Origin of the sequence: Phaeobacter sp. BS52 (genome assembly GCF_045040595.1) — a bacterium.
GTDB lineage: Bacteria > Pseudomonadota > Alphaproteobacteria > Rhodobacterales > Rhodobacteraceae > Phaeobacter > Phaeobacter piscinae.
Map to the genome: position 1 here is coordinate 2,083,092 of NZ_CP090662.1, position 22,804 is coordinate 2,105,895.

The following is a 22,804-nucleotide window of genomic DNA, read 5'->3' on the forward strand; positions in this document are numbered from 1 at the left end:
GCGGGTGACAGCCCAGCCGGGTCCGACTATGCCCGCAGCGAACGCACCGGCAACCGTTGTTGTCGGTGATGGGTATTTCTATGAGATCGTGACAAGGACCAAACAACACTATGGAACAATGGATTGAACAGCTGGGTGCCCTTTGGCCCCTGCTCGTCAGCGCTGCCAAAGCGCTGGTCGTACTGGTTGTCGGCTGGATTGCAGCCGGCCTGATCAGCGGTGCAGTACGTCGTCGCATCAACGCCACCCCGCACCTTGACCAAACACTCGGCAACTTTGCCGCCAGTGCAGTGCGTTGGGTGTTGCTGGCCATCGTGCTGGTCGCCGTTCTGGGCATATTCGGGATCGAAGCCACCAGCCTGGTTGCAATGCTCGGCGCTGCAACGCTTGCCATTGGCCTGGCCCTGCAGGGCACACTGAGCGATCTGGCTGCCGGGGTGATGCTGGTCATGTTCCGCCCCTATAAGTTGGGCCAATACGTCGATATTGGGGGCACCTCGGGAACAGTGGTGGATCTCAACCTCTTCGTGACAGAGCTGGTGACACCTGACAATGTTCAGATCATTATCCCCAACGGCCAGGCCTGGGGCGCGATCATCACCAACTACTCGGCGCATGATACGCGTCGCGTTGATATGGTCTTTGGCATCGACTACGGCGACAGCGCAGACGCGGCGAAGGAGATCATTCTCGATCTTGCGAACGCAGATGCGCGCGTCATGGCAGATCCTGCGCCTTGGGTGCGGGTTACCAATCTCGGCGACAGTTCGGTCGATCTGACAGCGCGCTTGTGGTGCAAGGCGGCCGACTACTGGGAGCTGAAATTCGCAATGACGCAAGCGGTCAAGGAAGCCTTCGACGACAAGGGGATCTCAATCCCCTATCCTCATAGCGTCGAAATCAAGAAAGAGGCCTGATCCGGCAACAGCCGCCCCGCCAAGCCTGCGGGGCGGCTTATTCGTGACATCGGTCAGCGCGTGATCGTGCGCGTCATCACCAGAGTCGGCTCCTCACGATAGAGCGCATCGTGGCTGGGCTGATACCCAAGCTTCTTGGCGACTTTCACCGAAGCTGCATTTTCAGGGTCCAGAAGACAGCAGGTGCGATCCCATTGCGTGGCCTCCGCAGCCCATCGATGCATCCGGTCAACAGCCTCTGTCGCCAACCCTTTCCCGTGGGCAGCAGGCATCAGGGCCCAACCGGCCTCCGGTAGCGCGCCAATCGGTGGATCAATGTCACGGTGATAATCCGCAAACCCTGCCGCCCCGATATAGCGCCCGTCCTCTTGCAGCGTCACCGCCCAATAGCCAAAGCCAAGGGCCTGCCAGTGACCGATGTAGCGCAACAACCGGGTCCAGGTTTCTTCGCGGCTGGCTGGGCGACCGATTGTGTGGCGCACCACCACAGGATCCATCCACAGCGCCAGCAGCGCCTCGAAATCATCCAGCTGGTGCGGTCGCAGACGCAGGCGGTCCGTCGTCAGAGTTGGTCCTGTCACGCAGGCAGGCTCCCCTTCAGCACGTAGCGCAGGATCTCAACAACTTGTGCTGGCTCCTTCGCCACCGCCAGTGCGGCTGCGTGAACCTCCTTCAAGGCATGCTGATGCTCATCCTGTGACAGCACGATCAACGACTTACCAAGGGCTGCCGCATAACCGGCATCAAAAGCCGCGTTCCACTGTTTATACTTCTCACCAAATCGCACCACGACGATATCGGCCTCTTCGATCCCCTTGCGGGTTCGGATCGCGTTGATCTTGGCGCCCTTGTGATCATGCCAGAATTTGTTCGGCTCCGCCCCCAGAATGGCAACACCGCAATCGTCGCTGGCGTCATGATCGGTCACAGGGCTGCTGAACTGCACGTCCAGATCCTTGGCTCCGGCGATGATCTGATCGCGCCAATCGGTGTGAATTTCACCTGAGAGATATATGCTCAACGTCACGAAATGTCCTTTCCTGCGCCAGCAACGGGCAGGCGCGGCCACGCCGTCGAATCCGCCTCACTGCTAAGGTCGCTCATTGATGGATGCCATTGAACCGGACAGAAAACCCGGTCGGCAAGCAGGCGAAGTATTCACCAGCCGAGGACCTTCGTCCAGCGCCGAGCTCAGCGACGCCTTGCCACCAAGTAGCGACCTGGGGTGGACGCAGGATAATTTCCGGTCTCAACGATCTCGAACCCTGCCTGTTCAACCGCGCCCTCCAGATCTGCCACGCTGAGGAAACGCACGTTGCTCGGGGCCTGTCCAACCAGCCGCATAAGCGGGATCACGGTCAAGAACATCCAATATTTGAAGCTGCCTCGTGCCTCACCCAGACAGGGCGTCTTGGAGATGAATAACTTGCCACTGGGCAGGCGCTCGGCAACCGACGAAAGCGCGGCGTCCAAATCCGGCACCAGATGCAACAGGTTGAAGGCCATGACGGCGTCAAACGGTCCAGCGGGCAACCCATCATCGCTGCATTGTTCAAACCGAATATTGTCGGCTCCCGCCTCGGCAGCTCTGTCGCGGCCAATATCAAGCATGGCATCCGACAGATCGGTTGCGGTGATCCTTCCAACTGCATCTGACAATGCGATTGCTGTCGACCCGGTCCCACAGCCGATTTCCAACGCATGATCCGCCGCCGTGAGATAGGATCTGGTCCGCTCCAATGTGTATTGATAGGCGGCTTCGTCCCTGATCTTTGATTTGGCGTATCTTGGGGCTATCCGGTTCCAGAAGCGCGCGTCGGCTGTCATCAGTCTTCTCCTTGAATGAGGATGGTTTACCCATACAGGAACCAGCAATAAATTGCTGAAATTCGCAAGGGTGCTATACATTTCCGCATGGATGATCCGGACTGGAACCACATTCGCGCCTTTTTGGCGACCGCTGAGACAGGCTCTTTGTCTGCAGGGGCGCGCAAACTGGGCCTGACCCAACCAACCCTGTCGCGACAGGTTGCAGCGCTTGAGGCAGACCTCGGAGTTCTGCTGTTCGAACGATTGGGGCGCGGTCTCGCGCTAACCTCGGCCGGACATGACCTGCTGAGCCACAGCCGCAAAATGGGAGACGCCGCGGAGGCACTGTCGCTCGCCGCCACCGGGCAGGCGCAAGCAATTGAGGGCACGGTCCGAATAACCGCAAGCGACGTTATGTCGGCCTATGTGCTGCCGCTAGCCCTCCACCAGCTGAGACAACGCGCGCCACGGCTGACGATTGATGTGGTGGCTGCAAATGACATTCGCGATCTGATGCGACGCGAGGCGGATATCGCCATCCGCCACGTGCGCCCGGATCAGCCCGAGCTGATTGCCCGTCTGGTCAGGGAGTCACACGCCCATTTCTACGCTGCCACCAGTTATCTGGAGCGCCGGGGCCGCCCGCAATCACCCGAAGAGATGTCGCGTCATGATTTTGTGGGTTTCGCCGATCTGGAGCGGTCGATTGAGTTCATGGCCCCACTCGGCATCCACCTGACAGCGCAAAACTTTCGGATCAGTTCCACCAGCGGCCTTGCCTCCTGGGAGTTGGTCAAACAGGGGTTTGGCATCTGTCCGATGATGACAGCTGTGGCAGATCCAACGCCCGGGATCGAACGCCTGCTGCCCGGTCTGGATCCGATCACCTTTCCAATCTGGCTGACCACGCATCGGGAGTTGCACACCAGTCGCAGGATCAGGTTGGTCTTTGATCTGCTTGCTGACTTCCTCGGCCATATATAAAAACACGCCCGAAACCGGGCGCGTTTTCCAAGTCATACGGTCAGATCGGACCAATTGCCCTCAGTCCGCTGTTATCCGCGCAATGTACCGCCGGTCGCCTTTGTGACCTTGGCCACGATCTTGGCGCTGACCGCTTCAATGTCCTTTTCGGTCAGGGTCTTGTCGGTCGGTTGCAACCGCACGGTGATGGCCAGCGATTTTCTGCCCTCCCCCAGACTGCCACCGATGAATTCGTCGAACACACGCACATCGTCAATCAGGACCTTATCCGCGCCAGCCGCTGCGTTGACCAAGGTCAGCGCCTCGACATCATCCGTCACGACAAAGGCAAAGTCACGCTCAACCGCCTGCAGATCGCTTTGGACCAATGCACCCCGGTTGGCGCCGGATTTGCGCGGCATCGGCACCTCATCGGGCCAGATGGTAAAGGCCACGGCGGACCCTTTGATGCCCATTTCGCTCAGCACCTTGGGGTGCAGTTCACCAAAGACACCCAGCACCTTCTTCGGGCCGAGACAGATCTTGCCGTGCCGTCCCGGATGCCACCAGGACTGTGCCCCGCGCAGGATCTGAACCTTTGCAGGGGCGCCGATCGCCGCCAGAACCGCCTCAATATCAGCCTTGGCATCAAAGGTGTCGACCGCGCGGCTGGCACCGTGCACATCCTTGGGACCGGTCCGCCCAACCAGCAGGCCAGAAATAAGGTTATGCTGCTCACCCGGCTCGCCACCGTGGAACGCGGGGCCTGCTTCGAACAGCGCCAGATCCATGAAGCCCCGCGCCTGATTGCGCGCCGCAGCCTGCAAAAGACCCGGGAGCAGCGCAGGACGCATATGCGACATCTCAGACGAAATCGGATTGGCCAGCATGGTGGCATCATCGCCACCGCCGAACAGCGCCGCAGAGGCCTTGTCGATGAACGTGTAGCTCACCACCTCATTGTAGCCGAGGCTGGCACAGGTCCGACGTGCAATCTGCTGGCGGCGTTGTTGCGGTGTCATCACCGGCGCGGGCACACCATCGGTGAGCCGCGGCAAAGGCTTGCCTTCCAGCTTTGTCAGAGAGGCAATCCGCGCCACTTCCTCAACCAGATCGGCCTCCCCCATCACATCGGGGCGCCAGCTGGGAACATGGGCCATATTGCCTTCCAGGCGGAAGCCGAGCCGGGTCAATGTCTGGCGTTGTTCGGATTCCGGGATATCCATGCCGACCAGCGACTGAACCCGCTCCGGATCCAACTTATAAGCCCGCGCATGATCTGGCACGGCCCCGGCGATCACCACATTCGACGGCTCACCACCGCATAGATCAAGGATCATGCGGGTCGCATGGTCCAATCCTTCGCGCGTGTATTCAGGGTCAACGCCCCGTTCAAACCGGTAGCGCGCGTCAGAGTTGATCTTGAGCGCACGGCCCGTGGTCGCGATCTGAACATGGTCCCAGAAAGCACTCTCCAGAAATACATCTGTGGTTTCCTCGGTGCAGCCCGTCGCAGCCCCGCCCATGATACCGGCAATGCTTTCTGCGCCATTGTCGTCAGAAATTACCATTTGACCCTCGGAGAGGGTGTAATCCTTCTCATCCAGCGCTGTCAGTGTCTCGTCACCAGCGGCGCGGTGAACCCGCAGATTGCCAGCCACTTTTGCTGCATCAAACACGTGCAGTGGACGGTTCTGATCGAAGGTGAAGTAGTTGGTGATATCCACCAAGGTCGAGATCGGGCGCAGGCCGATGGCGCTCAGCCGGTCCTGCAGCCACTGCGGGCTTGGACCGTTCTTCACGCCCCGGATCAGGCGGCCCGTGAACAGCGGGCATCCGTCCAATGTATCCTCGGCGATCGCCACCTTGATCGGGCTGTCATAACCGCCCTCAACCGGCTCAATCGTGAGCGGTTTCAGCGTGCCCAGACCGCGCGCGGCCAGATCACGGGCAATGCCGCGCACACCCAATGCATCCGGGCGGTTCGGAGTGATGGCAATTTCGATAACCGGATCGACCTTGGCCGGGGCATTCTGTGCCAACCAGTCAACAAACCGGTCCCCAACCTCTCCCGAGGGCAATTCGATAATGCCGTCATGCTCATCCGACAGCTCCAGCTCCCGCTCGGAGGCCATCATGCCAAAGCTCTCGACGCCGCGGATCTTGCCAACACCGATGGTGATATCCAGGCCTGGAATATACATGCCCGGTTTACACACCACCACGGTGATACCCTCGCGTGCGTTCGGCGCACCGCAGATGATCTGCATCTCGCCTTCGTCAGTGTCGACCTTACACACTCGCAGCTTGTCCGCATCGGGGTGTTTCTCAGCATGTTTCACATAGCCCAAGGTAAAGTCCTTGAGCCGGTCGGCGGGGTTGGACACGCCCTCCACCTCAAGACCAAGATCGGTCAGGGTTTCTGTGATCTCCTCGACCGATGCGTCGGTCTCGAGGTGGTCTTTCAGCCAAGAAAGAGTGAATTTCATCGGTCCAGTTTCCTATGGCAAGCCATGCATGTTGCAGCAGGCAATGACAAAGATTGCCCCCATGTGCAAGCCTTGGCGCGGTTCAGAGCCTAAGGATAGCTGGGGGTGAGACCCAAAAGCTCATCCAGCTGCCGCCCGATCCAACCGTGTGGAATGAAATGCCCGCCGGGATGCAGATCAAGCGTGACATCGTGCCCCGCACAGCTCCAGCTGGTGCGAGAGAAGGTCAGAAAGCTGCGCGCCTGCCAGTCCTTCTGCGGCGCGCCCGCGCCCTCACAACCAAATGCACGCCGCCACAGAGCCACCGGATAGGTCACATCCTCCCCCGGCCCCATCGGAAAATCCATAACCTGATCGGCAAGACCATGTACATGACGCACCTCCTCAGGGGCCTGCGGACAGGTCTCAGTCTGATCGATGCTCCCCGCGACCGCCAAAAGCGCCGCCACATCCGCGCCGCTCTGGCAGACATAGCGCCAGGCCATTGCGGATCCGTAGGAGTAGCCGGACACATAGACCTTCTTCTGATCGACGGGATAGCGCTTGTTCACATCGGCCAGCACCGCATCGGCAAAAGGCACATCTTCGGTGCCTGCAGTCCAGAAGTTCCAGCTCTTGCCGCGACCGTTGGGTGTCACCAGCAGGACCCCCCGCCGCGTTGCCGAGGCCCCCACCCTGTCAGAGCGTTGCGCATGTTTGCCCGTCCGGGACCATCCGTGAAAATGCAGCAAAACCGGTAGAGGCGAGACGCCGTCCCAGCCCTCCGGCTCCAGAACGTGATAAGACCGTTCGCCCAACGCACAGGCCACATCTGCGCCGCAAGGGGCAGCATTGCCCTTCCATGGCCCCATCGAGAGGGCAGAGGTGGCAGTCAGGACAGCAGCAAGGGGCAGAACAAATCGCATCATTTTCCCGACACTAACCAACGTTAGCGCCTTGTCACGTCACATATTTGTGGGGGTGAAGAGAGCGGGAACGTTCGCACTCGTGCTCGCTCCCTTAGCAGGCGCGGCTGCGCCCACTTTTATTGTAGGCCCCCGTTCTTTCTACCGAAAGACCGTATGCCCTGCCCGGCCTGAAGACCGGGGGATGTACCCAAAAACGCAAAACGCCCACCTTCGATAGGTGGGCGATGCGCGATCTAAATTGTTCAAATCTTAGCGGCTCAAACCACCGTGCAGCGTCGGCACGTCCAGGCATTGGAACCCATAGTGGCGCAACCAGCGCAGGTCGCTGTCGAAGAAGGCGCGCAGATCGGGGATGCCGTATTTCAGCATCGCAATCCGGTCGATGCCCATGCCAAAGGCAAAGCCCTGATAGACATCGGGGTCAATACCGCTTAGCCGCAATCACCTTGGGGTGCACCATGCCGGAGCCGAGGATCTCAAGCCAGTCATCGCCCTCCCCGATCTTCAGCGTGCCATCTTTCCAGGAGCAGCGAATATCAACCTCTGCCGACGGCTCGGTGAAGGGGAAATGCGAGGCCCGGAACCGCAGGTCGACGCTGTCCACCTCGAAGTAGGATTTTACGAACTCTTCCAGCACCCACTTCAGGTTGGCCATCGAGATGTCCTTATCGAGGGCGAGGCCTTCGACCTGATGAAACATCGGCGTGTGGGTCTGGTCATAGTCGGCACGGTACACACCACCCGGACAGATGATGCGCAGCGGCGCGCCCATCTTCTCCATCGACCGGATCTGCACCGGCGACGTGTGTGTGCGCAGCACATGCGGAGGGCGGTTGTCGCCTTCCGCGCGGTGCATGTAGAAGGTGTCCATCTCGGCGCGGGCCGGATGGTGGCCGGGAATGTTCAGCGCATCGAAATTGTACCAGTCGGTGTCAATGCGCGGACCTTCGGCAACGGAAAACCCCAGCTCGGCAAATATCGCGGTCAGCTCTTCGCTGGCCTGGCTGATCGGATGCAGCGTGCCGTTGCGGGTCGGGCGGGTCGGCAGCGTGACATCCAGCCATTCGGTCCGCAGGCGCGCGTCCAGTGCGGCATCCGCAAGCCCTGCTTTTTTCGCAGACAGTGCCGCGTTAATCTCGTCCTTCAGCGCGTTGAGAGCCAGCCCTGCGACCTGCCGCTCTTCGGGCGTCATCTTGCCCAGCTCGCGCATCTTAAGGCTGACGTCGCCTTTTTTGCCAACAGCTGCGACCCGGATGGCCTCCAGCGCGTTCTCATCGGCAGCATCGGCGATCTGCCCGAGATATTTTGCTTTAAGATCGTCCATGACGGTCCCCTGAATAATGCTGCCGCTCTGCTATCACAGCAGAGGCTGAAAGCAAGCATTTGCACCGGCTCGCAGCCAATCTGAACGCAATCGCGGCAATCCGGCAGCCCCCCACGCGCACCCAACGCCTGCCGCGACGCCACAGATCGGACGAATACAGGCAAATAGGGGCGCGACATGCAAAACGGGCCGCTCTTTCCAGAACGGCCCGCTTGAATTGATCCTGTGCCTGAACTTAGGCAGCCAGGGCGCTCTGTGCTTGCTTCACGATCGCACCGAAAGCTTCGGGTTCGTGGACAGCCAGATCGGCCAGCACTTTGCGGTCCACTTCAATACCGGCCAGGGTCAGGCCGTTGATGAAGCGGGAGTATGTCAGAGCCTCGTCGTGGCTACGCACAGCTGCGTTGATCCGCTGGATCCACAGCGCGCGGAAATTCCGCTTGCGGTTCTTACGGTCGCGAGTTGCGTATTGGTTTGCCTTGTCAACGGCCTGACGCGCTACCTTAAAGGTATTCTTGCGGCGGCCATAATAGCCTTTTGCGGCCTTGATGACTTTCTTGTGACGGGCGTGAGTTGTGGTACCACCTTTAACGCGGGACATATCTCAGATCTCCTCTTAGCGGTCGTAGGGCATGAAGCCCTTGACGATCTTTGCGTCGGGTGCCGACAGGGTAGTGGTGCCGCGGGCGTCGCGGATGAACTTGCGGGTCCGCTTGATCATGCCGTGGCGCTTGCCTAGCCTGACCTGCGAGGACCTTGCCGGTCGCGGTCACTTTGAAGCGCTTTTTGGCGCTCGATTTTGTCTTCATTTTGGGCATTTCCGTCTCCTTCAATGCGGGTTCGGTCTATGCGCGACTCGGCATGCCACTCTGGGCTTAGCCACGCGAACAGGGGTGCCGTTTACGCAAGCCGGGCCATAAGGGCAAGCGGATTCTTCATCTGAAACACCAAGATTTCATATTCAGGCCTGACGGGACCCGCTGCGACAATCCCCCCGCCGCGACGGTCAGGTAAATCGGCCAATCACCCGGAAAATTGCCTTAGGGATATCATCGACCTGGTAGCCCCCGGATTTGGTGCTGAACGCATATAGGAGCAGACCAACCGCCAGGACAAGGAAAACCGCCGACACCCTGGGGGTGCGGCGGTCGCTTGCGGCAGACAAAAGAGCGGGGATTGCCAAAAAGGCGAGCAAGAGCCCAAGCACCAGTGCCAGATCCGTATCCATGCTGCGCGTCCTCATTCAGGTAAGACGCGCTTAGGTTACTCCGGGTCGGTGCTGTAGATCAAACGTTCATCACAGGGTGCCACGCGCAGGATGTTGGTGGTGCCCGGAACATTGAACGGCACACCGGCGGTGACAACGATCTGATCCGTCTCGCCTGCGAACCCACCAGACCGCGCGGCGCGGGCAGCGCCAACAACAGCGCCTTTAAACCGGTCCTGATCTGTGGTCACAACACAGTTGCATCCCCAGCTCAGCGCCAGGCGGCGGGCGGTGCGCGCCAATGGTGTAAGCGCTATGATCGGCACACCGGGACGCTCACGCGCCGTCAACAGCGCGGTGGTGCCGCTCTGGGTATAACAACAAATCGCCTTGATCTCGGTCTTCTCCGCAATCTCGCGGGCAGCCGCGACGATGGCGTCCGCAACGGTATCGCCCTTGGCAGAACGTGATGCCGCAATGATCTGCACATAGGTCGGATCGACCTCCACCTCTGTCGCGACGTTGTCCATCGTTTGCACAGCCTCGATCGGATACTGGCCCGCCGCTGATTCAGCAGAGAGCATGATGGCGTCTGCGCCTTCATAGATCGCGGTGGCCACGTCGGAGACCTCTGCACGGGTCGGCATCGGGCTTTCGATCATGCTTTCCAGCATCTGGGTGGCCACGATCACAGGTTTTGCGGCCGCACGGCAGCGGCGCACCAGACGTTTCTGGATCGGCGGCACGGCAGAGACAGGCAACTCAACGCCCAGATCACCACGTGCAACCATAATCCCGTCGGAGGCATCCAGAATTTCGTCGAAGTTGTCGACGGCGGCTGGTTTTTCGATTTTCGACAGCACCGCCGCGCGGCCATCAGCCAGCCCACGGGCCTCATAAACATCCTTCGCGCGCTGCACAAAGGAGAGCGCCAGCCAGTCAACGCCCAGCCCGCAGACAAATTCCAGATCGCCGCGATCCTTCTCCGAGAGCGCCGCCAGCGGCAGCACCACATCGGGGACGTTCACGCCCTTACGATTTGAAATGGTTCCACCGGTGGTCACAGTGCAATTGGCAAAATCATTGCCGCAGGTCTCAACCTTGAGGCGGATCTTTCCATCGTTGACCAGAAGATGAGCGCCAGCCTGCAGCGCCTCGAAGATTTCAGGATGCGGCAGGCAGACCCGGTTTACGTCACCTTCGGCCTCGTCCAGGTCCAGACGGAAGGACGCGCCCTCAACCAGTTCTTCTGAACCACTGGCAAACACACCTACCCGCAGCTTCGGCCCCTGAAGGTCGGCGAGAATGGCGATCGAGCTGTCCAGATCGGCCTCGACCTTGCGGATGATCGCATGTTTCGCCGCGATTTCCTCGTGGCTGCCATGGGACATGTTCAGGCGAAACACATCTGCGCCCGCTTCATGCAGCGCGCGAATGGTCTCATAGGTTTCGGATGCTCAAGCCCAAGGGTGGCAACAATCTTTACATTGCGCGATCTTCTCATGGGGTCATCCTCTTCATCGGCTGGAACGGTGTTATCGCAAACATTGCTGCGGCGCTTATCGCCTAAATCCCATTTTGCCGCAACTCCCCTAACGCTTCATCACCAAATGACGACGGACAGATGACATATGGCGCGTAGTTTTCGAGCACCCCAGCGACCCGCCGATTGATCTATCCCCCTTGCCCGCCCTGTCATCAGTTGCCCAGTCCAGGCGCAGCTGTTAGTCAATCGGGTGTTTTCACAGATGGAGCCCGACATGGACAAGCAAACCCAGATCGAACTCGAAGCCGCCGCTTTTCGCAGGTTGCGACAGCATCTGATGGAAGATCGCACCGACGTTCAGAACATCGATATGATGAACCTCGCCGGTTTCTGCCGCAACTGCCTGTCGCGCTGGTATCAGGAAGCGGCCAATGAGCGCGGCATCGAGATGGGCAAATCGGAAGCCCGCGAAATCTTCTACGGCATGACCATGGATGAGTGGAAGACGACCTATCAGAGCGACGCCTCTGCAGAAAAACAAGCCGCCTTCAATACCGCGTTTGAAGAAAACGTCGGCAAAGAACGCTCATAACCGGTCAGCCTACCCTCAAAGATCAGACCTGACGCCCAGACAGAGGCCCCATCGGGGCCTTAGCGTTCTCGCAGGTACAAAACCCGCTTGCTCAGATCACCCCGATCTCGGCAAGCGCCTGTGACAGCTCAGGCGGCAATGGCTTTTCTGCCGTTCGCCCCTTAGGCAAGTCTGGCGGCGTATCCTCCGGCTTCAGGTAGCGCCATCCTTGGAACGGACGACGCAGCGCCACTTGGGTCCGGTGAATCTCCGGCTCCAAAACAATGGCACAGCGCCGGACACCGTCGCCACCAATCACCTCATCCAATCGCAAAATCCGTTGGCGGCATTGGATTTGCCCCTTGATCACCCAGTAGATCGACCCGCCATTGAGGATCTCCGCCTCACGCTTGGGCCACATCCGCGTGACATGGCGCGGCAACCCCTCAGGCAGTTGCTTGCGGTACTCCGCCTGCCAGGCCGCCAGCCCGTCAACGGTTTCAGTCCCAACAGAAAGTTTCACAAGATTGATATAGTTATCCACAAGATGCCCACAGAGTCGTCCAGAGTATGAACCCTATATTGTAGGTCAGACTGGCAGATCGACAAGGTGTTGTGGTATGATGAGGACAAATTTACGCCTCAATGTGATTTCAGCGTTGAGGATTGTCGCGCGGCTGGTGTAGGCAGGCCGCCACCTTAGCCACGACCGACCATAGGGATTCGCCATATGAGCCGTTTTGCCGCCCCGATTGCCGAACAGATCTGGGACATGAAGTACCGTTTCAAACAGGCCGATGGCACCCCCATCGACCAGACAGTTGAGGACAGCTGGCGCCGCATCGCACGCGATCTGGCGCGGGCGGAGAGCGACCCCAAGACCTGGGAAGACAAATTCTATGGTGCGCTTGAGGATTTCCAGTATCTGCCCGCTGGCCGCATCACCGCAGGTGCTCGGCACCGCGCGGCAGGTAACCCTGTTCAACTGCTTCGTCATGGGCACAGTGCCGGACAGCATGTCGGGGATTTTCGACATGCTGAAAGAGGCCGCGCTGACCATGCAGCAGGGTGGTGGCATTGGTTATGATTTCTCCACCATTCGCCCGCGCGGCGCAGATGTAAAAGGCGTCGCCGCAGACGCCTCCGGGCCGCTGTCCTTCATGGACGTCTGGGACGCAATGTGCCGCACCATCATGTCCGCAGGCTCCCGCCGCGGTGCGATGATGGCGACAATGCGTTGCGATCACCCCGATATCGAAGCCTTCATCACCGCCAAATCCGATCCGGCCCGCCTGCGCATGTTCAATATGTCGGTTCTGGTCACTGATCCTTTCATGGAAGCGGTCAAGGCTGATGGCTCATGGGAATTGATCTTTGACGGCAAGATCTACCAGACCGTGCAAGCGCGCGATCTGTGGAACAAGATCATGCAGGCCACCTATGACTATGCCGAACCGGGTGTGATCTTTATCGACCGCATCAACAAGGCCAACAACCTGTCCTACGTGGAACAGATCGCGGCCACCAATCCCTGCGGTGAACAGCCCCTGCCCCCCTATGGCGCCTGCCTGCTTGGCTCCATCAACCTGGCGCGCCTGGTCAAAAACCCGTTCGAGAAGGAGTCCGAACTGGACCCCGAGGGGCTGAAGAACCTGGTCGCAACTGCAGTGCGGATGATGGACAATGTCGTCGACGTCTCCAAATTCCCGCTGGACGCACAGGCACAGGAGGCCCAGAACAAGCGCCGCATCGGCCTTGGCGTGACGGGTCTGGCCGACGCCCTGCTGATGCTTGGCCTGCGCTATGGCTCGGACGAGGCCGCGCGTCAGACCGAAGACTGGCTGCACGCGATCGCCCGCGCGGCCTATCTGGCGTCGGTGGATCTTGCCAAGGAAAAAGGCGCCTTCCCGTTGTTCGATGCGGACGCCTACCTGGCATCAGGCACGATGATGGACATGGATGAAGACGTGCGCGACGCCATCCGCGAGCATGGCATCCGCAACGCACTGCTGACCTCCATCGCCCCCACCGGCACCATCTCGCTTTACGCGGGCAATGTGTCCTCCGGTATCGAACCGGTCTTTGCCTATGCCTACACGCGTAAGGTTCTGCAAAAAGACGGCAGCCGCACCGAGGAAGAGGTCGTGGACTACGCCGTACAGATGTGGCGCGACAAATTCGGCGACAAAGAGCTGCCCGACTATTTCGTCAACGCCCAGACGCTTTCCCCGTCCGAGCACGTCAAAATGCAGGCTGCGGCGCAGAAATGGATCGACTCATCCATCTCCAAGACCATCAACTGCCCCGAAGACATCTCCTTTGACAGTTTCAAGGATGTCTACATGCAGGCCTGGGATCTGGGCTGCAAAGGCTGCACCACCTACCGCCCGAATGACGTGACCGGCTCTGTGCTCTCCGTGAGTGAAAGCGCAGACACGGCACCAGGTGAAACCGCCGATGCCCCCCATGAGGCCGATATCAGCGAGTCCGGTGCGGCAGAAGTGGTCTATATGTCAGAGCCGCTGGACCGCCCGCAATCGCTGGAAGGTCACACCTACAAGCTGAAGTGGCCGGACAGCGAGCACGCGATCTACCTCACCATCAACGACATTATCATCAACGGCCACCGCCGCCCGTTTGAGGTGTTCATCAACTCCAAAAACATGGAGCACTACGCCTGGACGCTGGCCCTGACCCGGATGATCTCAGCCGTGTTCCGCCGTGGCGGTGACGTGTCCTTTGTCGTGGAAGAGCTGAAAGCGGTCTTTGATCCCCGCGGCGGGGCTTGGGTGCAGGGAAAATACATCCCCTCCATTCTCGCAGCGATCGGCGGCGTGATCGAAACACATATGGTTGCCACCGGTTTTCTCGAAGGCGAAGGGATGGGTCTGAAATCAGATCCAAAAGCGGAGGTGGTCTCCCTCAACGCCCCACGCGGCAAACCCTGCCCAAGCTGTGGCCAGTATGACCTGCAAATGGTCGAAGGCTGCATGACTTGCCGCAGCTGCGGCCACTCCAAATGCGGCTGAGCAATCGGTTTCTGCTTGTAATTTAGCATAGCATAACAAGGCTATCCGGGAGCTTTTTGACCTCTCGGCACAGATCAAATGACCACCGAGAGCCTGGCTTTCGGTGGTTTTTTTGTTTCCGGTTGCTTGCGAATGTTGATAAATGGCGCAAATGCCATGGCGCGATCCGTCGGATGTCAGCCGTCCCGAGGTATGGATTTGTGCACGAAATACTTCGAAGAGCTCACTGGGCCACGGAGCTATTAACACTCATCAGCCCGCTTATCTTGGCGCGGCGCGCCCGTGACAGAAGCCAAGTCTGTAGCTCCGTCGCTTCTAAGGTCTTTTCCAAACTCAACTTTTGCCCGGAAACGAAAGATTGATCCAAAATGCAGATCAAACGCTCCGCAGCGACTGCAGCACGCTCGGGCCAAGACCCCGACTTAGACGAATGCTTGGACCGTAGTTGTGAACGGAATCATTAGGAGCCCTTCTGTTGTACTAGAAGGTATCGTTCCGGCTAATTGTGTGTTTTACGTGTAAAACCTCAGTTTCCTTCAGTCGAATGATATCGAAGGAAATCAAAATCTTAGTCTCACAAGTTGGTGCGGTCGAGAAGACTCGAACTTCCACGGGTGTTACCCCACAGCGACCTCAACGCTGCGCGTCTACCAATTCCGCCACGACCGCACTGTCTTGACTTGGTGTAGCGGCGTATAGACGAGCATGGCGGAGTTGTGAAGATGCAAAATGATCATTTCGCAGGGTTTTCGGCAGTCGCCAAAAATATGGGGCGGGAAGATGCTCCCGCCCCTGTCTACAAGCCTGATTGGTCGTCAGATTTCTCAGTCTGTCGAGAAGCTTGGCAACGCGGCTGCCGTGCTAGCGGCCGGAACCGGCTGCGCCAGCCCACCAGTCAGCCCGGCAGAGGCCGCCTTGATCAGTGCCAGACGTTCCGGCTGACCCGGAGCGAAGGCAGGGTCGGCCCCCGCCTCCAGGGCTGCAATAGCTGTCTGGTACCAGCCCTGTGCCTGTTCCGGTGATTTTGCCACACCGAAGCCCTGCGCCAGATGATGACCGATCAACTCGGCGTAGGGACGTTGCCCGACACCCACCATGATCAAGGCCGCGCCGAGGGCCACCTCCATATTGTCCCGGCGATATCCGGAAAACAGGCAAATGCCCGCCGTATTGGAGAGCTGTTCGATCGACATATTCGACTGCAAGACGAATTTCTGCAGATCGGAGACCAGCGTGTCGCTGCCTGTGCTCCCCAGCTTGGCCAGATAGGGCTGCACCACCGGACCAAAGGCGTCGCATTGACTGTCGACTTGCGCCTGGCTCACACCCTGCACCTTGGCGACAAGCGCTTCGCCGGAGTTGATTGCGTAAGAGCGTGTCAGGCAGAACTGCTCACCCAGCGCCAATTCGGGATCGCGCAGATTGGACACCGTCATATAGCCGCCGTTGGAGCTGGTGAGCAGGCTGACTTTGCTGCAATGGCTGGTCAGCGAGGCCGTATTGGCCGCTGGTGCCGGTTGCTGGAACAGCTGAAGCGCCACGAGACCACCAGCCGCAGGAGCAGGCGATGGCGCAGGTGCCACGGCCTGCGGTGCAGAGGCGAGCACCGTACCGCCCACGCTATCACCTGGTGCTGGTGCCGGCGTTGGCGCGCCAGCTTGGACCGTGCCGGGCGCTGGGTCATCGCTCATTCGGCAGACGCCCTGATGGCAGGAAAAATTCGCCGTAGTGACCCCGCGCGCCATGAAGTCATTGCGCTGATACCCCTGCGGGGTTGAGGCAAACACCATGACAGAGCAATGCGACGCCCCGCACCAGAAGGAACTGCCCGACACCGAGGTGTCGATCATATAGTCGTTCTTGCCGTCCCCATTCAGATCTGCCAGCTGCATAAATCCGGATCGCTGCAACAATTGCTCGGCGCTGGGATCAGCGCTGGCGGCGATTTCATCGACCGCCTCGCTGACCTCGAAGGGCAATCCCCCGTAGCTGCCATAGCCGCCAGCGCTGGCACTGCGGGTGCCCGTGGCCTCATCTCGCCAAGTGCGCAGAAGACCGCGCACACCATTCGGCCCCTGCATCGCCTTGATCACCTGCGGGCCGCCGATTTGCGCCCGGCTGTAGGATGACACCAGAAAATCGCGTTCATATTGGGTCAATTGGCCCGTCGCAGGGAAGCCCAGATGGCCCTGATATTGTGCGACGGCGGCGCGGGATTTGCGGCCCATCACACCGTCGGGAGAGCCCGCCGGGAAGCCGAAATAATTGAGTGCAGTCTGCGTTTCACGGTTTTGGACACGCGCCGGTGAATAAGTGCGTTTGCGCGTAACCGGTTGTTTGCGCGCGCGGTTCTTATGCGCCTCGTTGACGATCACACCGCCGATGATACTGCCGACCAGCGCCGCGCCAAGGTTATCGGCAACGGCGGGTGCCGCCCCTGAGGTTGCCAGAACTGATGCGGCTAATGTCGTTTTAAGTGATTTTGAGAACATATTACGCGCCCCCCTATTGATGAAAACATGCAATCACGGTAGCGCACCACGCGGCAAGCAGGCCAGAAAATTCGGCGCGCCGCGCTATACTGGTTACAAAAGTCGTAACAAAGGACACCGTCGATGGTTGAATGGATCACCACCTCAGGCCTTACCGGCTATGACGAGGCCGTCGCCTTCATGGAAGACCGCGCCGCCGGGATTGCCGCCGGAACCCAAGAGGAGTGCATCTGGCTGGTTGAACATCCTCCGCTTTACACCGCAGGCACCTCAGCGCAGCCCAAAGACCTGACAGATCCTGATCGCTTTCCTGTCTATCCGAGCAAGCGCGGCGGGCAATATACCTATCACGGGCCGGGGCAGCGCGTGATCTATGTCATGCTGGATGTGGCCAAACGTGGCCGGGATGTGCGGTGCTTCGTGCGCCAGCTGGAACGTTGGGTGATCCTGGCGCTTGATCGCTTCAACGTGACCGGTCGTATCCGCGATGGTCGGGTTGGTGTGTGGGTCGAACGTGATGACAAACCCCTGCGTGCCAATGGTGAAAAGACCGAGGACAAGATCGCGGCCATTGGTATCCGCCTGCGCAAATGGGTCAGCTTTCACGGCATCTCCATCAATGTCGAACCCGATCTCAGCCATTTTGACGGCATCGTGCCCTGTGGCATCACAGAGTTTGGCGTCACCAGCCTGGTGGATCTGGGCCTGCCGGTGACCATGACCGACGTCGATGTCGCGCTGAAACAGTGCTTCGATGTGGCCTTCGCCACAACAGACACCTGCCCCACGGATTAGGCCAGCGTCGAAGACCGACGGTAAGCTCGCACTTACGAGGGGATGCGCTGCCGCAAATCCTCAATTGCTGCGAACACCAGTTCCGGCTGCGCATAAAGCAGCATGGTCCCGGCCCGTTTGCTGATCCGGATCTGCAGATCCGCACTGCCGGGGCCAAGCGCTGCCTGCAACCGTTCCGCAGGGGTCACGGTATCCTCACCGCCATGCAGGTAGATGGTCGGCGCCGCTTTGGCGCTGTGGCGTGTCTCACGCGGGCGCGCCGCCAGCCGCAGATCCGTCTCATATCCGCCGCGCCCATGTTGCATCATCATCCTGTGGCTCTGCTCCAGCACAGCGCTCAGTTCGGGATCCGCCAGCAATCTCCGATCAGCGCTGTCTTTTGCAATCTGGCGCGAGACCAAGACCTGCGACCCTTTCTGACGCACCGACCGGGACCAGCTGCGCACCACCAACGGCAATACTGCCCTGGCATGAACCGCGCTGAGCGCCATGGCACGTTGATGCCCACGCAAAGCGCCCGCCTGCCCCATACTGGGCAGCGGCAGCGTCGCGCCAACGCCAATAACCCCGCCCAGACGGTCCCGCAGTCGGCGCCCTGCAGCGGCGGTAAACATGCAGCCACTGCGATGTCCAAGCAGGATAGGCCGCTCCAACCCCTCGGTATCAATCAGCGCCTCAAGCTGCGTGATGAACAGATCAACAGGATCGGCCTGGCGCGGCAATCGGTCCGACGCGCCGTATCCACAGCGCAACGGCGCCAACACCTGCAAGCCGCGCGCACGCAGCATGGGCTGCAACCGCTGCACCCCGGCGATACCGTCGAAGATGCCGTGCACAAAGATCACCGCCTGCCCACGGGCCGCGCCAAAACGCAGATAGCGCGAGCTTAGCCCGCAAGGCAAAGAAAGCCGTTTTTGCGGCGGCGATGCGACCCCTGCCGCGATTTCGTAGTCCTCGACCGTCTGGGCAATCAGATATGCCAGAAATCGCAGCATTTCCGGGCAGCTCGGTGCGGCTGTCTTGGTCAGCATCCTGCCCAGAACAGCCAGTTCAGGACCACGCTGCCCCCCCGTGCCTATCCGCAATTCGACCCAGTTGTCACCGGTCAGCAAACGCCGCAGCAGCGACATCTCCTGCGGATCGAATCCAAACCGCTTTGCGATCAGGGTTGCCGCCGTGTCCGACCAGGCGGTCCGCACCTGCTCCACCAAAAATGCAGGCGCGGCCAGATCTGCCGTGCTGCGGGATCGCCGTGACAGATCCGTGTGCCTCAAGCCGATTTGATCAGCGCCGACATCACCCTCCGCCATGTTGGAGAAAACCGCGCGTCCCCCAAGCGGCTGACACATCAGCAGATGCCCCCCGGCAGCCCGTAACAGCACAAGCGCAGGGCGCCGCGCACCAGCGTCGAACAGGTGATGCCATTTTGGCAGGTCAGCATCCGTGATCTGCAACTTGTTGGACATAAACGGCTCGGTGACCCGCCCGCTGCCAGGCCAGTCGCCCCCTGCGGCCAAAACCTCGGCCTCGTGCGATATCAGCGCCCAGTTGCGATCACCGCAAGGAAGCACGGTCTGAAGTTCTGGCCAACAGCCATGATTCTGCGCTGCTGCCAGTCGGCTTCTGAGGTAGATTGCCCGGTCGAAGTGACGCCCGATCAGCACAGGGCCCATTCCCTCCCCCTCCGCCAAAAGAACAGAGTTGAGATCTATGTCACCCGCCTGCGTCGCAGGGCCATTCCAGCCCGCCCTAGCCGCAGTCTGCCTGCTGGCATGGCCCGAACCAATCGCAGACCGGGAGGCCAGATCGGAAACATCATCATAACCGGCCCGGTTCAACCGGTCGCGCCAGGCCTCGGCATTGGCTGTACCCAGAACCGAGGCATACACAGCGGCTGCCACCGTTTCGTCCGACAAACCATCTGAATCGCCGCTATCCTCTGCCGTCCTACCCACGGCCCCTCCTCAGCAACATACACAGGCAAACGCCCGTCACTTTGCAAACCCGCAGCGTACAAACACCCGCGGTGTGAACACAATCAGCCCTGACCTCAATCAGGGCCGTCACCCTGCCTCGCCTGCGGGTACATCTCTCAATGGCCCGACGCTTCAGCAGCGGCTGCTGTAGGTATTCCCCATACCTAAACCCCGTCAGCACCGGAGCGCGCAAACCATGCGCTCCGTGTCTTCACCGACGCGGTCAAACCCCAATGTTTTAAGGACTTCGTGAAAATTTCGGCGACCCTAGGATAAACGGGCCACACATATCAATCCTTTTTTTTCGCGCCAGGGTAGAATAACCTGCGACCCCGACCAGCCAATGGTGTCTCAACCACAGGGCGCCACCTGTTGGGCTACCCTGCGTCCCCCTCACTCAGCGGCAAGTGCCGCGCGCATTTTCTCAGCATGTGCAGACAGGATGTTGGGATCGGCCATAATGCCGGGCGGCCGCACCGTGTCGCCACCGCGGCGCGGAAGGATGTGAAAATGGAGATGGAAAACCTCCTGTCCGCCTTCAGCCTCATTGAACTGCTGTACCGTGACCCCTTGCGCATCGAACGCGCGCATCGCAACGTGGCTCATCTTCTGCGCCGTGGCCATCACGGCGGCCAGTTGCTCAGCCGAGGCATCCAGCAGATTGCGGCACGGCGTCTTGGGGACGACCAGCATATGACCGTCAGATCGCGGCATGATATCCATGAAGACGAAGGTCGCCTCATCCTCATACACTTTGTAGGAGGGAAGCTCTCCGCGCAGAATTTTCGCGAAGATATTGTTTGGATCGTATTGCGCCACTATCTGCACTCCGTGAGGTCGTCGGACGGACTTTCGCGCCCCCGGCGATCAGGGTCAAGCACGCCACGGCATCTTGATTGACAAAACAGTATCGCTTTGCGGTATTGGCGTTGAATTCGGCGGGCGCCAAAGCGAGGTCCCGCCCTCGACCGTGACACCCGTCGGGAGTCCGCGCAGCCCGAAACGGGACTGCCCGCGACAATTATTCTTGATCCATATCAAACTCCACCATTGAAGGCCTGTTGCGGGCGAACTAAAACGCAAGATGAGTTCTAGGCCCACCTATACGGTTTTTTGGGCCTATCGTTATGCAACAGGAGGCACCTTAATGGCAGATGCAGCCATTCATGGTCACGGCCACGAAGACGAGCGCGGTTTCTTTACCCGCTGGTTCATGAGCACGAACCATAAGGATATCGGCATTCTCTACCTGATCGTTTCGGCGATCGTTGGTTTCATCTCCGTCGCGTTCACCGTTTACATGCGGCTTGAACTGATGGATCCCGGCGTTCAGTACATGTGCCTCGAAGGCGCACGTCTTTTTGCAGATGCGTCTGCGGAATGTACCCCCAACGGGCACCTCTGGAACGTTCTGATCACTGGCCACGGCATCCTGATGATGTTCTTCGTGGTTATTCCCGCGCTGTTCGGCGGGTTTGGCAACTACTTCATGCCGCTGCAGATCGGCGCGCCGGACATGGCGTTCCCGCGGATGAACAACCTGTCGTTCTGGATGTATGTCGCAGGCACCTCGCTGGCGGTTGCGTCGGTTCTGGCACCTGGCGGCAATGATCAGGCTGGTTCCGGTGTTGGCTGGGTTCTTTACCCGCCGTTGTCCACCAACGAAGGCGGCTTCTCCATGGACCTGGCGATCTTCGCCGTTCACGTCTCTGGTGCGTCTTCGATCCTGGGTGCGATCAACATGATCACCACCTTCCTGAACATGCGCGCGCCGGGCATGACCCTGTTCAAGGTGCCGCTGTTCAGCTGGTCGATCTTCGTCACCTCCTGGCTGATCCTCTTGTCCCTGCCGGTTCTGGCGGGCGCGATCACCATGCTGCTGATGGACCGCAACTTCGGCTTCACCTTCTTTGATCCTGCCGGCGGCGGCGACCCGATCCTGTACCAGCACATCCTGTGGTTCTTTGGCCACCCGGAAGTGTACATCGTGATCCTGCCGGGCTTTGGCATCATCTCCCACGTGATCGCGACCTTCGCGCGCAAGCCGGTCTTTGGCTACCTGCCGATGGTCTGGGCGATCATCGCGATTGGTGTTCTGGGCTTCGTCGTTTGGGCGCACCACATGTACACCGTCGGCATGTCGCTGAACCAGCAGGCCTACTTCATGCTGGCCACAATGGTCATCGCGGTTCCCACCGGTGTGAAGGTGTTCTCCTGGATCGCCACCATGTGGGGCGGCTCCATTGAGTTCAAAGCCCCCATGATGTTCGCCTTCGGCTTCCTGTTCCTGTTCACCGTTGGTGGTGTGACCGGTGTGGTTCTGTCGCAGGCCTCTGTGGACCGTGCATATCACGACACCTACTACGTGGTTGCACACTTCCACTACGTGATGAGCTTGGGCGCAGTGTTCGCGATCTTCTCCGGCATCTATTTCTACTTCGGCAAGATGACCGGTCGTCAGTACAACGAGCTGGGCGCCCAGATCCACTTCTGGATGTTCTTCATCGGCGCCAACCTGACCTTCTTCCCCCAGCACTTCCTGGGTCGTCAGGGCATGCCGCGTCGTTACATCGACTATCCGGAAGGGTTCGCCTACTGGAACAAGATCTCGTCTTATGGCGCGTTCCTCTCCTTTGCCTCCTTCCTGCTGTTCTTTGGTGTTGTGATCTATTCGCTGCTGCGTGGCGCTCGTATCACCCAGAACAACTACTGGAACGAATATGCCGACACGCTGGAGTGGACCCTGCCCTCTCCGCCGCCGGAGCATACCTTCGAAATCCTGCCCAAGCAGGAAGACTGGGATCGCTCCCATTCGCACTAAGGTGCAGATGAGTTGAA

General features: G+C 59.6%; 16 protein-coding genes, 1 tRNA gene and 4 pseudogenes. 6 read left to right on the top strand and 15 right to left on the bottom strand.

Going from position 1 to position 22,804, the window contains the following annotated elements; genetic code table 11:
• Positions 1-110 precede the first annotated feature (110 nt).
• Positions 111-917 carry a mechanosensitive ion channel family protein gene (locus L0Z65_RS10140; protein WP_024098148.1) on the top strand — a complete coding sequence of 269 codons (807 nt, stop codon included), beginning with the start codon at positions 111-113 and terminating at the stop codon, positions 915-917.
• Positions 918-970: 53 nt separating this feature from the next.
• Here the strand turns inward: L0Z65_RS10140 and L0Z65_RS10145 are convergent, their stop codons facing one another.
• The 3 genes from L0Z65_RS10145 to L0Z65_RS10155 form a co-directional block, all read right to left on the bottom strand.
• A complete protein-coding gene (locus L0Z65_RS10145; protein WP_405107309.1) occupies positions 971-1,498 on the bottom strand; it encodes a GNAT family N-acetyltransferase in 528 nt (175 codons plus the stop codon).
• Positions 1,495-1,944: a YtoQ family protein gene (locus L0Z65_RS10150; RefSeq protein ID WP_040181546.1), complete on the bottom strand. Its 450-nt coding sequence runs from the start codon at positions 1,942-1,944 to the stop codon at positions 1,495-1,497. The genes L0Z65_RS10145 and L0Z65_RS10150 overlap by 4 nt, the downstream gene beginning before the upstream one ends.
• 164 nt (positions 1,945-2,108) lie before the next feature.
• Positions 2,109-2,744 (bottom strand): class I SAM-dependent methyltransferase, encoded by a 636-nt coding sequence (locus L0Z65_RS10155; protein WP_405107313.1) that lies wholly within the window; start codon positions 2,742-2,744, stop codon positions 2,109-2,111.
• 87 nt (positions 2,745-2,831) lie between these two features.
• On the opposite strand from L0Z65_RS10155, the gene L0Z65_RS10160 reads away from it, so the two are divergent.
• Positions 2,832-3,710, top strand: a complete 879-nt coding sequence (locus tag L0Z65_RS10160) for a LysR family transcriptional regulator (RefSeq protein ID WP_405107316.1) — start codon at positions 2,832-2,834, stop codon at positions 3,708-3,710.
• Between the two features lie 71 nt (positions 3,711-3,781).
• Here L0Z65_RS10160 and pheT read toward each other — a convergent pair whose 3' ends face one another.
• From pheT to pyk, 7 genes and pseudogenes are all read right to left on the bottom strand, one after another.
• Positions 3,782-6,178, bottom strand: a complete 2,397-nt coding sequence (gene pheT / locus L0Z65_RS10165) for a phenylalanine--tRNA ligase subunit beta (RefSeq protein ID WP_405107319.1) — start codon at positions 6,176-6,178, stop codon at positions 3,782-3,784.
• An 89-nt stretch (positions 6,179-6,267) separates the two neighbouring features.
• Complete coding sequence (locus L0Z65_RS10170; protein ID WP_096870710.1) at positions 6,268-7,086, bottom strand: PHB depolymerase family esterase; 819 nt, start codon at positions 7,084-7,086, stop codon at positions 6,268-6,270.
• Positions 7,087-7,335: 249 nt separating this feature from the next.
• Positions 7,336-8,410 (bottom strand): annotated as a pseudogene (gene pheS, locus L0Z65_RS10175) (phenylalanine--tRNA ligase subunit alpha).
• A gap of 235 nt (positions 8,411-8,645) precedes the next feature.
• The gene (gene rplT / locus L0Z65_RS10180) at positions 8,646-9,011 is read right to left on the bottom strand and encodes a 50S ribosomal protein L20 (protein ID WP_014873789.1); all 366 of its coding nucleotides are present in this window, start codon (positions 9,009-9,011) and stop codon (positions 8,646-8,648) included.
• A gap of 15 nt (positions 9,012-9,026) precedes the next feature.
• A pseudogene (gene rpmI, locus L0Z65_RS10185) lies at positions 9,027-9,228 on the bottom strand (50S ribosomal protein L35).
• Positions 9,229-9,416: 188 nt separating this feature from the next.
• The gene (locus L0Z65_RS10190) at positions 9,417-9,638 is read right to left on the bottom strand and encodes a hypothetical protein (protein WP_014879316.1); all 222 of its coding nucleotides are present in this window, start codon (positions 9,636-9,638) and stop codon (positions 9,417-9,419) included.
• 35 nt (positions 9,639-9,673) lie between these two features.
• Positions 9,674-11,121 (bottom strand): annotated as a pseudogene (gene pyk, locus L0Z65_RS10195) (pyruvate kinase).
• 256 nt (positions 11,122-11,377) lie between these two features.
• Here pyk and L0Z65_RS10200 point away from each other — a divergent pair.
• Positions 11,378-11,695 carry a DUF1244 domain-containing protein gene (locus L0Z65_RS10200; protein ID WP_405107324.1) on the top strand — a complete coding sequence of 106 codons (318 nt, stop codon included), beginning with the start codon at positions 11,378-11,380 and terminating at the stop codon, positions 11,693-11,695.
• Between the two features lie 91 nt (positions 11,696-11,786).
• Here L0Z65_RS10200 and L0Z65_RS10205 read toward each other — a convergent pair whose 3' ends face one another.
• Positions 11,787-12,218, bottom strand: a complete 432-nt coding sequence (locus tag L0Z65_RS10205) for a DUF1489 family protein (RefSeq protein ID WP_040172343.1) — start codon at positions 12,216-12,218, stop codon at positions 11,787-11,789.
• A 186-nt stretch (positions 12,219-12,404) separates the two neighbouring features.
• Here L0Z65_RS10205 and L0Z65_RS10210 point away from each other — a divergent pair.
• Positions 12,405-14,703 (top strand): annotated as a pseudogene (locus tag L0Z65_RS10210) (adenosylcobalamin-dependent ribonucleoside-diphosphate reductase).
• A gap of 582 nt (positions 14,704-15,285) precedes the next feature.
• Here L0Z65_RS10210 and L0Z65_RS10215 read toward each other — a convergent pair.
• Positions 15,286-15,372: transfer RNA gene (locus L0Z65_RS10215), tRNA-Leu, on the bottom strand.
• Between the two features lie 155 nt (positions 15,373-15,527).
• A complete protein-coding gene (locus L0Z65_RS10220; protein WP_405107327.1) occupies positions 15,528-17,195 on the bottom strand; it encodes a peptidoglycan-binding domain-containing protein in 1,668 nt (555 codons plus the stop codon).
• 123 nt (positions 17,196-17,318) lie between these two features.
• Between L0Z65_RS10220 and lipB the strand changes: the two genes are divergently transcribed.
• Entirely contained in the window at positions 17,319-17,990 is a 672-nt protein-coding gene (gene lipB, locus L0Z65_RS10225) for a lipoyl(octanoyl) transferase LipB (protein WP_405107330.1), read from the top strand.
• Between the two features lie 32 nt (positions 17,991-18,022).
• Here the strand turns inward: lipB and L0Z65_RS10230 are convergent, their stop codons facing one another.
• Both L0Z65_RS10230 and L0Z65_RS10235 read right to left on the bottom strand, forming a co-directional pair.
• Entirely contained in the window at positions 18,023-19,945 is a 1,923-nt protein-coding gene (locus tag L0Z65_RS10230) for an alpha/beta fold hydrolase (protein ID WP_405107333.1), read from the bottom strand.
• Between the two features lie 414 nt (positions 19,946-20,359).
• Positions 20,360-20,785 carry an HIT family protein gene (locus L0Z65_RS10235; RefSeq protein ID WP_405107336.1) on the bottom strand — a complete coding sequence of 142 codons (426 nt, stop codon included), beginning with the start codon at positions 20,783-20,785 and terminating at the stop codon, positions 20,360-20,362.
• 328 nt (positions 20,786-21,113) lie between these two features.
• Here L0Z65_RS10235 and ctaD point away from each other — a divergent pair, with 328 nt between their 5' ends.
• Positions 21,114-22,787, top strand: a complete 1,674-nt coding sequence (gene ctaD / locus L0Z65_RS10240) for a cytochrome c oxidase subunit I (RefSeq protein ID WP_014873767.1) — start codon at positions 21,114-21,116, stop codon at positions 22,785-22,787.
• Positions 22,788-22,804: the final 17 nt, after the last annotated feature.